The 8,089-nt window shown below is 40.4% G+C and carries 8 protein-coding genes; 2 read left to right on the top strand and 6 right to left on the bottom strand.

Annotated elements, in window-relative coordinates:
* The 4 genes from VE944_RS21795 to VE944_RS21780 form a co-directional block, all read right to left on the bottom strand.
* A partial coding sequence (locus VE944_RS21795) for a DUF1392 family protein (RefSeq protein ID WP_324981736.1) occupies positions 1-108 on the bottom strand: 108 nt, incomplete at its 3' end.
* Between the two features lie 24 nt (positions 109-132).
* Entirely contained in the window at positions 133-330 is a 198-nt protein-coding gene (locus tag VE944_RS21790) for a hypothetical protein (protein ID WP_324981733.1), read from the bottom strand.
* Positions 323-649: a hypothetical protein gene (locus tag VE944_RS21785; protein WP_324981730.1), complete on the bottom strand. Its 327-nt coding sequence runs from the start codon at positions 647-649 to the stop codon at positions 323-325. The genes VE944_RS21790 and VE944_RS21785 overlap by 8 nt, the downstream gene beginning before the upstream one ends.
* A gap of 95 nt (positions 650-744) precedes the next feature.
* Positions 745-1,521 carry a hypothetical protein gene (locus VE944_RS21780; protein WP_324981727.1) on the bottom strand — a complete coding sequence of 259 codons (777 nt, stop codon included), beginning with the start codon at positions 1,519-1,521 and terminating at the stop codon, positions 745-747.
* A 214-nt stretch (positions 1,522-1,735) separates the two neighbouring features.
* On the opposite strand from VE944_RS21780, the gene VE944_RS21775 reads away from it, so the two are divergent.
* Complete coding sequence (locus VE944_RS21775) at positions 1,736-2,188, top strand: helix-turn-helix domain-containing protein (protein WP_324981724.1); 453 nt, start codon at positions 1,736-1,738, stop codon at positions 2,186-2,188.
* 159 nt (positions 2,189-2,347) lie between these two features.
* Complete coding sequence (locus VE944_RS21770; protein ID WP_324981721.1) at positions 2,348-2,902, top strand: hypothetical protein; 555 nt, start codon at positions 2,348-2,350, stop codon at positions 2,900-2,902.
* A gap of 42 nt (positions 2,903-2,944) precedes the next feature.
* Here VE944_RS21770 and VE944_RS21765 read toward each other — a convergent pair whose 3' ends face one another.
* Together VE944_RS21765 and VE944_RS21760 are read right to left on the bottom strand one after the other, a co-directional pair.
* Complete coding sequence (locus tag VE944_RS21765) at positions 2,945-7,138, bottom strand: SAV_2336 N-terminal domain-related protein (RefSeq protein WP_324981718.1); 4,194 nt, start codon at positions 7,136-7,138, stop codon at positions 2,945-2,947.
* Complete coding sequence (locus VE944_RS21760) at positions 7,135-8,085, bottom strand: AAA family ATPase (protein ID WP_324981715.1); 951 nt, start codon at positions 8,083-8,085, stop codon at positions 7,135-7,137. Before VE944_RS21760 ends, VE944_RS21765 begins: the two co-directional genes overlap by 4 nt.
* Positions 8,086-8,089 lie beyond the last annotated feature (4 nt).

Genomic DNA, 8,089 nt, shown 5'->3' with positions numbered 1-8,089 from the left:
TTTCAGGTAAACTCTTTCCAATAAATTGACCTCAACAGGCGGAATTGTTTGACCCCAAGGCGGGGAGATATACCAACTTGTTTTCAGGGCGTTAACGTAGTCAATCATGCTTTTTCCTCTGGGATTAATAACCTAAAAATCCTCGGTAATCTCCAACAAAAAACCGCATCCAGTGTTTTGCACTTGTACCCGTTTTTTGTCAAGTAAATATTGAATAATGGTTTCTGAGAACTGAATGCGGTGCAAAGGAATAGAACCACCAGAGCGACTTAGAGAGTGTAGTAATCTAGCAGAAGTACGCTCCACATAGTTGTCAGCCGTCTTAGCCATTACTTGCACCTCCAGTAATGGCTGCTAACTGTTGTTGCCGGATTGCTATTTGCTGTTGGTAAAAGTCAATCTCTGCTGTAATTTGCGTGAACAATTCCTCTGGAGAGAGCGGCTGAATTTGATCCTCTTGCAAATACGATATTTCGTCAGAATTCTTGTTAGGCATCAGCACATAACGCCATCCTTCATCAAATTCACTAGCCAGTTCTGTACCAGAGGGATAGTAATAAAGTCCCAGGATAATGCCCTGGTTTGTACGCTGATCTAAAGCAAAGCGAGGGTACCCCCAGTGTTGAGGGATTGAGATTGTAGGTTGCATAGATGAATAGGTGAATGAAGGGAAAATGAAGCTCTTGAGCAGAGGAACAGAGGAGAGATTTGTACAGATTCTTTCCTCTCTGCCCCCCTGCCTCTTTACGCTGTGACTAACTCCGTTCTCTCCAGTAACCGTTGCAATTTATCGCCAGTTAGCTGTTCTAACGGTTGGTCTAAAAAATATTCATCAAAAATGGATTTACCATCAGTAGACACGTCCACCATCGACAGCGATAGCACAGCATCAAGCACGGAGTTAGAATACTGCTGCTGGACTGAATAACGCCTCTTCACCCACCAGTTACCATCAGTGCATCCGACTTGCCCCAGTTTCACGCCGTTGTTGTTGTAAATGCCATCATTGAGAATTTCAAAACCGTACTTCTGGCACTCGTTGAAGATATGCGCCATGATTAGGTTTTCGGAGGTGCATGGGGTTTCTGTTTGGGCGGGTTCGTTGAGTGTAGTGTCCTGGTGATGCCAAGTAATGAAGCGATAGCATCTAGCCCATGTATTAGCGCGGAATTTTTCTACACCTTCTACCACTACTACCCAAGGTTGGGTTAGGTCATCATCATGGGTAATGCTGGCTATCAGTTCGTCGCCGCAGTAAATTTCGTGATCGTAGAAGGATATTTCTCTTGTTGTCAGTTCTTCAGGGGCTACGGCTTGGGCTTGGTTGGCGATGTAGTCGTTGAGTTCGGATTGGGCAACTTTGTGAGTTTGGGCGGATTGGTGGGTGATGATTGCGTTTACCCAGGTGTCAGCCGCTCTTTTGTCCCCGGTAGGTGCAACGCCTAATTCGGTGGCGATTCTTTTGAGAAGGGGGAGGTTATAGCGGCAAAGGGCTTGCTGTGTGTAGGTTGGATGGGTCATAATGAAGTTTCCTTATTATTAGGGACAGAGAAAGCGCTTCAGATTGGTAGTCGAGGGCGCTTTCTCTTTATCTTTTACTATTATGCGCTAATTTTTTAGCGCTGTCAAGAATATTTTAGCTATTAGCGCTAATATATTAGCGTGTATATTACAAAGGAAGCGCTAAAAAGTTATGGTTTATATGAAGGATATTAATTTATGGGAGCTGCCATTTGTGGCACTTGAAGACAGAAACTCATTGCCGGATGAGCCTTGTGTTTACTTGGCAATCGATAAAGATAACTCGGTGCTGTACGTAGGTATGTCAGACAATTTAAGGCAGAAATGGAAAAGCCATCCTAAGCTAGAAGCCTTAAGTCGTCTTAAAGGCGTTAAAATCTCGTACATTAGAACCGAAGCTGAATTACTCAGAAAGCTAGAAAATGCCCTAATCAAAGTTTTTAAACCTCCGTTGAACTTAACGGAAGCACCCAAAAAAGGCATTGCAGCTTTAAGGGAAAAAATTGGATTAACTCAAAAGCAACTAGGTGATTTAGTTGGAGTTGATACTTCGACAATCAGAAATTGGGAATATGGCAAAGGATCAGAAACTTTCGCAAAAGTAGCAAGACTTTGTAAAGTGCTGGAATGTGATATTGAAGATTTGTTTGAGGAAGAAGCAGTGTGATGATTGAACCTGCTGAAGAACCTCTTTTTGCTCTAACTTCTGTCTCATTTTATAAGCGATGCCTACGGTGGGTTACGCCTACGCATTTACCATTTACATTCAAAAGCTGTGTTGCGATTGACTTTGAGCAAATACCATTGAGTTACAGGAGGTGGAAACATGAATAAGCCACCTTCTAGGCGGAAAAAAACCACCCCTGCCGCATCTAATGACAGCACATTACCAAATGATCTTGCAGAAGAAGATATCTCCCCTCAAGAAAACCCAGCCTTAGCAACAATTGACGTTACTGCTGTTGAAATTCCTGAATTAACCGAGCAGGAGCAGAGCGATCGCCTGCACTTGGAGCGTAGGGTAGAAAGAGCGTTCTTTGAAGCAGGGAAGGCATTGACTGAGTTACGCGATCGCAGGTTATATCGTTCCACGCACAAAACTTTTGAAGATTATTGCCGCGAACGCTTTGGTTTTAGCCGCAGACAGCCCTACCATTTAATAGAAGCTGCGGTTATTTTTGATAATTTGGTGGAAAAATGTGAACGGATGCAGGAGATGTGCGATCGCATTACCAGACTGAGGGAGAATGAGAATTTGGAAGAAGCTGGTCGTGCGGTGTTGAAGTATTTGGGGGAACTGAAGCGACCGTATTTGACTGGGGTGGAGGAGAAGCTATTGATACTTTTGGAGTCGCAGTATGGGGTTAGAATAATACTATAAAAATTTTTGATGTTTGGTATCCGATATCTTTAGATTGCTATTTTAAAAGTCCTTAAGTTTTTCATCAAACTCTACCGAAAAATTAGGTTCAGTAGATTCTATAGACTCTACTGTTTCCCTAAAATTGGCATCACCTTCATATTCATCGTATGAGTCTTCAAGTAATTCAGGTTCTTTTATGGAAATTTCAACAGTACCTTCTTCAATATCACTATCAGGTAATTCGTAATCTCCACTGTTTAAGATTGAAAGCACCATTTCTATTTCTTGCTCTTGTTCTAAGTTAACGCCTAAACTCTCGCCATCAGTCTCAGTTATAAATTCACGAACTTGTTTTAAATGTATTTGTACAGCGTGTTGTCCTAACGAACCAACAATTCTCTCTCCTTCATCATTAACAGAGTAATAGCTGTTATACTTGACATAAACTTTTCCGTCAAAATCTGGTTTAATTGTTTGAATTGCTAACGCTACAAATGATTCAAAATTAAGGTATTCTCTATCGTATGCAGCAGATAGTAATTGTTCTATGTCTTCAAAATATTCGTAATTTTTGGTTAAAAAGTCAATAAAATCATCTGATTCTAATTCTTTGTACATATAGAATAGAATTATATCTAACTGTTTGTTACCTGTACTCATCAGTTCACTAAATTGAGCAACTGAACCTTGTTGCTTGCCATATGAAACAGCAACTACTGCTTTAACATAAATTAGGAACGTCTCAAAACCAGCCTCCTCTAAAGGCTCCGCTAAAGTCTCTATCAATGAAGCAAGCCGCGTAATTTCCACTATATCGTCTTGCTTCGCCTGCTCACTCAATCTTTGTAACAACTCTTGTACCACCTCATCGGGCTTAGAATAAGCTAACGTTTTCCATTCTTGAGCTTCTTGTAAATCCTGGTCTGCGTTATTATATGTCAATTGTTTCGGCATTGTTATTAAAACAGGCTTCAGACGCTCAGAAAAACCTTCCCAATCAATTGCAGTACAGCCAAATTTATAGGCATCTTCATAACTTCTACCTGCACCTAAAGCATCATAAAAACCAACAGCAAATTGCATAGCTGCTTTATCACTCATTTCATGACTAATACCTACCACATAGCTAATATCTTGGGATATTGCTTGAGCTTGAACCTCAGAATAGCAACCATTTAAAACAACACACTCAATTTTTTTATTAAACAATTTAAATAAATTTGCTAGATATTCTGAGCTAATTGCTTGCATTTCTCCAGTGTTATTTTCCAAAACTAAACCTTGATTTCCTGCACCATGTCCAGAAAAATATACTATTTCCGGTTCGGAGTCTAACAGTGACCTACGTAAGTCATCAGCACGTACCACTGCTTTGCTAGTTATTTGAAAACGATCCCTTTTTTTGCTACGCTGCAAAGTATTCTCAATCTCTCTTACTTCTTTCTCTAAGGACAGACGATTTGTGGTATTACCTGATGATAAAATTAGGACTTTCTTCAATACAACTTTCTCTAGTTGTATATTGATCCAAGCTTCATTAAAAATTTCTTGATAGATGCAGTTATAAACTTTTAACTTATCTATTTGTTTGACTACCAAACCCGACAAAATTAAATACATCTCTTCTTTACTAGAATCGGATGTTCTTTCTCCTTGATGTAAAATTTTTTGATATAGCCTTAATAATTTTTCAGGGCTGTCCGTGAAGCGTAAAATTCTGTTTTCAATACTCCTGAAATGTTCTGGTTCATCTTTACTTTCCCAGTTCTCAATAATTTCTGAACGAACTAAATCTTCTATCCATTGCGCTTCATAGCCATTAGCGGGCCGAACGATGTTAGAGTTTACAGCAAGCCCACAAAGCTTTTGAGTTAAAAATGGCTGACCTTCTGTCCAATAAAGAATAGCCTCCATTAGTTTTTGAGGATTTCCAACCACAGCTAAACCTTTTTTCAAAGGTTCTGTTTCATAAAGCTGAAAACCTTTTAATTCTATTGCACGACCAATATTAAATGGTGTAAGTTTTTTATCTTGAATCAAATCTAAGGGAGTTGCGACACCCAGGATAACAAAGGTCAGGCGATTATATGCTGGATTATCTACTCTACGGTTGTAGCAGCCACGCATAATAGCAAAAAAGTCATTTAAATTGAATTGCAGGCTGAGAATGTAGTCAATTTCATCAATTAAAATAACAATATTTTCAATAATTTTTTGTAATATAATATCTTCAATAAACTTGCTAAACCTTTTTACTACCGATAGAGTATTGTTATCGATCCACCAAGTTTTTAAATCGAAAGTTGTGTCAAGATTGAAATTAGAAATTAAAGTATAAATTACTCCAGTGTACCACTGTTCTGGCGTAATATCTGCTGCACCAATCACAGTGAGATCAACCACAGCACAAGCAAAGCCCTCATTCTGCAATCGATCCATCGTCCGCACCCTCAAACTGGAGCGCCCCATTTGGCGAGAGCCAAGGACATAACAGAACTCACCTTTTTTCAAGCTTTCATAAATATCTGTGTCTGCCTGGCGTACGACATACGTAGGTGCATCAGGTGGTAATGAGCCACCAACTTGATATGTGTAGGAAAGTTGGGCAGATTGTTCTTTAAATTCAGATAAAGTAGTTTGGGATAAAAGTTGGAAGGATTGTTCTATTTGTTCTGCTAATTCTCCATAGTTTCCACCCAAACGCCTTAAAACTTTCGCAGTAATTTGAGCAAAAGGGCGAGCTAAAACTCTACTCGAATTATCAACCAATCCCGGATTCATCAACATCGCAGCAAATTCATCAATTGATAATCCAACTTTTTGGGTAATATATTCCGAAACTTTACGCAGTACCTCAGTTGATTCAGTTAAAGGAACGCCATCCAGCAATAAATCTCGCACCCCATTGATAAAGTCAAACTGAACATTATCAGCTTCTACACCCTCATCAACTGGCGACAAAGGCTTCAATATTCCACCTAAAAAGACTTCAGCAACATGAATTTGGGTTGACTGCGGTAACATTGTCTGTTGTATCAATCTTACAATTGGCAAGCTAATCGGGGCAGGAGCCAAAAGTCCTGCCAGTTTCCGTGCTACTGGTGAAGCTGTGAGACGAAAACGCTGCAAACGTTGATTAGCTGAAAGCTCAACTCTAAAATTTTCAGTTAATTCGCTGTTAACATCCATTTCTGAATGAGTTGCAAGTAAAAAGCCCTTGGTTTGCACATACCCCCAACCTGCAACCATCCGCGCCCAAGTTTTTAGCGATTCTGATTCTAGCGTTACTACAGGTAATTTTAGCTTGCTGCAAATATCACTTTCATCAAGCAAATCCAATGCTGTCATTACTAACTGCTGATTAGGAACTCCAGGAGACGAACTCCGTAGTAAAATTGACTCAGCAACACCCAAAGCACTTCTTTCCCACAGCCACTGGGGTAATACTTGAATAATTGCTACTGGGCAACTGCAAGCCCAAGCTGCTAAAACTTTCGTAATGACACCATTATGCCAAGCTAGAGAAACACAATCGCTGACAATTACGAACAAACGTCTACCATTAGGGTCAATAAGTTCTCTGGGATTATGCAATCGTTTTTGACTTAATCCCGTACTACTTCTTGGACGCAGCCAAACTTTACCGTCCTTGTCAGTAAATAAGCCCCAGGTTCGGACATCTCGGAAAGCTCCAAGTCTTTCTAATAATTGTTTAAGTTCCTTAATAGGTTGCTTCCAGAGCATCATCGATGCGCTTTCATCTATTATTAACGCAAGCTCTAGCCAACGTTCTGGCGCAGGACGCATTACAGGTAATAAAAGTTTTTCTTTGGCAATGCGTTCTGCGGTTGCTGCTTCATCAAGTACAAATTCTCTTTTTGAAGGAACTCGACGTTTCAACGGGCGGAGGGCGCGGCCAATTTCTAACTGATTTCTTAATGCTTGAGCCGCAGGAACTTTAATCGGTATGCCGCTTGAATTGCGATCGCTATCCTGTGAAGATTGAGGATATACATTAGCACTAGCTTCAGTTTTGTTGATAGATTTTGAGGAATTTAAATTTTCCTCTAATGGTAATTGGGGTAAGATCGATGCTATTTTTGAAGTAGATACAGGCGTTTGTTGTCCCGGTTCAGACACGGATGAACAATCAGAACGACGCATTTGCACAGCCAACCAGAGGATATCGGCAATTTCGGTATCGGTTAAATCAAATCCCAGGTTTTGAAAAGCACCAATTGCCCTTTCAATCATATATCCTCTGTGCTTGTGAGATATTTCATTAGTGCATTGAGTAGTCGTTCTTTATCATCCCCGGCAGGACTCCTTTCACGGGTTACTAAATAAATAGCATTAAGCAACTGATCTGTTGCTAGATCGCCTGCATCGCTTCTGTCTCGACGCTTTATAAATTCACTAATTAAAACCTCTGCTTCTGACATTATCTTTTCCCCTAAGTGGACTTGCACAATTTTTTTTAATGCTGTTTCGTCGGGGTTTTCCATTGTCAAGCGCAGACATCGCCGCAGAAAGGCTGGAGGAAATTCCCTTTCGCCGTTACTAGTTAATAAAACAAAAGGAAATTGAGTACAACGCACCCGTCCTTTATCGATATTCGCAACATTACCATCATAAGTGCGTACTTGTACCGTCTGGTATTCTTGGGGTAATCGGGCTAATTCGGGTATTTCAAATTCACCTTCCTCAAATATATTGAGTAAATCATTGGGTAAATCGATGTCGCTTTTATCAATTTCATCAATTAGCAAAACATGAGGTGATGGTGATTGTAAAAGGGCTGTTCCCAAAGGGCCAAGTTGAATATATTTACCAATATCTTTGGTATTGTCCTTTCCTTGGGCATCTTGTAGACGAGCGATCGCATCGTAGCGATAAAGCCCTTCTTGCAGAGTTGAGCGGGTAGTGATGGGCCATTGCAGTACAGAACCCAGTTGAAGTTCATACGCAACTTTGTAAGCAAGAGAGGTTTTACCAGTCCCCGGTTTTCCAGTCACCAGCAAAGGACGACGCAGGTAAAGTGCTGCATTTACAAGCTCAATTTCATTACGACGAACTTGAAAGGTTTGTCCACGCTCCTTCTCCTTGGCATCCCCAAACTCACGCCATTTTGGTGGTTCTGGAAGATTCTTGATTCCATCATGTGGTGAGTCTGTACCTTGGAAAATCAGCCAATCGCTCATTGCT

Source organism: Nostoc sp. (assembly GCF_035638895.1).
Classification (GTDB): domain Bacteria; phylum Cyanobacteriota; class Cyanobacteriia; order Cyanobacteriales; family Nostocaceae; genus Nostoc.
Note: the sequence above shows the minus strand (reverse complement) of the source record. Positions and strands in the feature narration are given on the sequence as shown.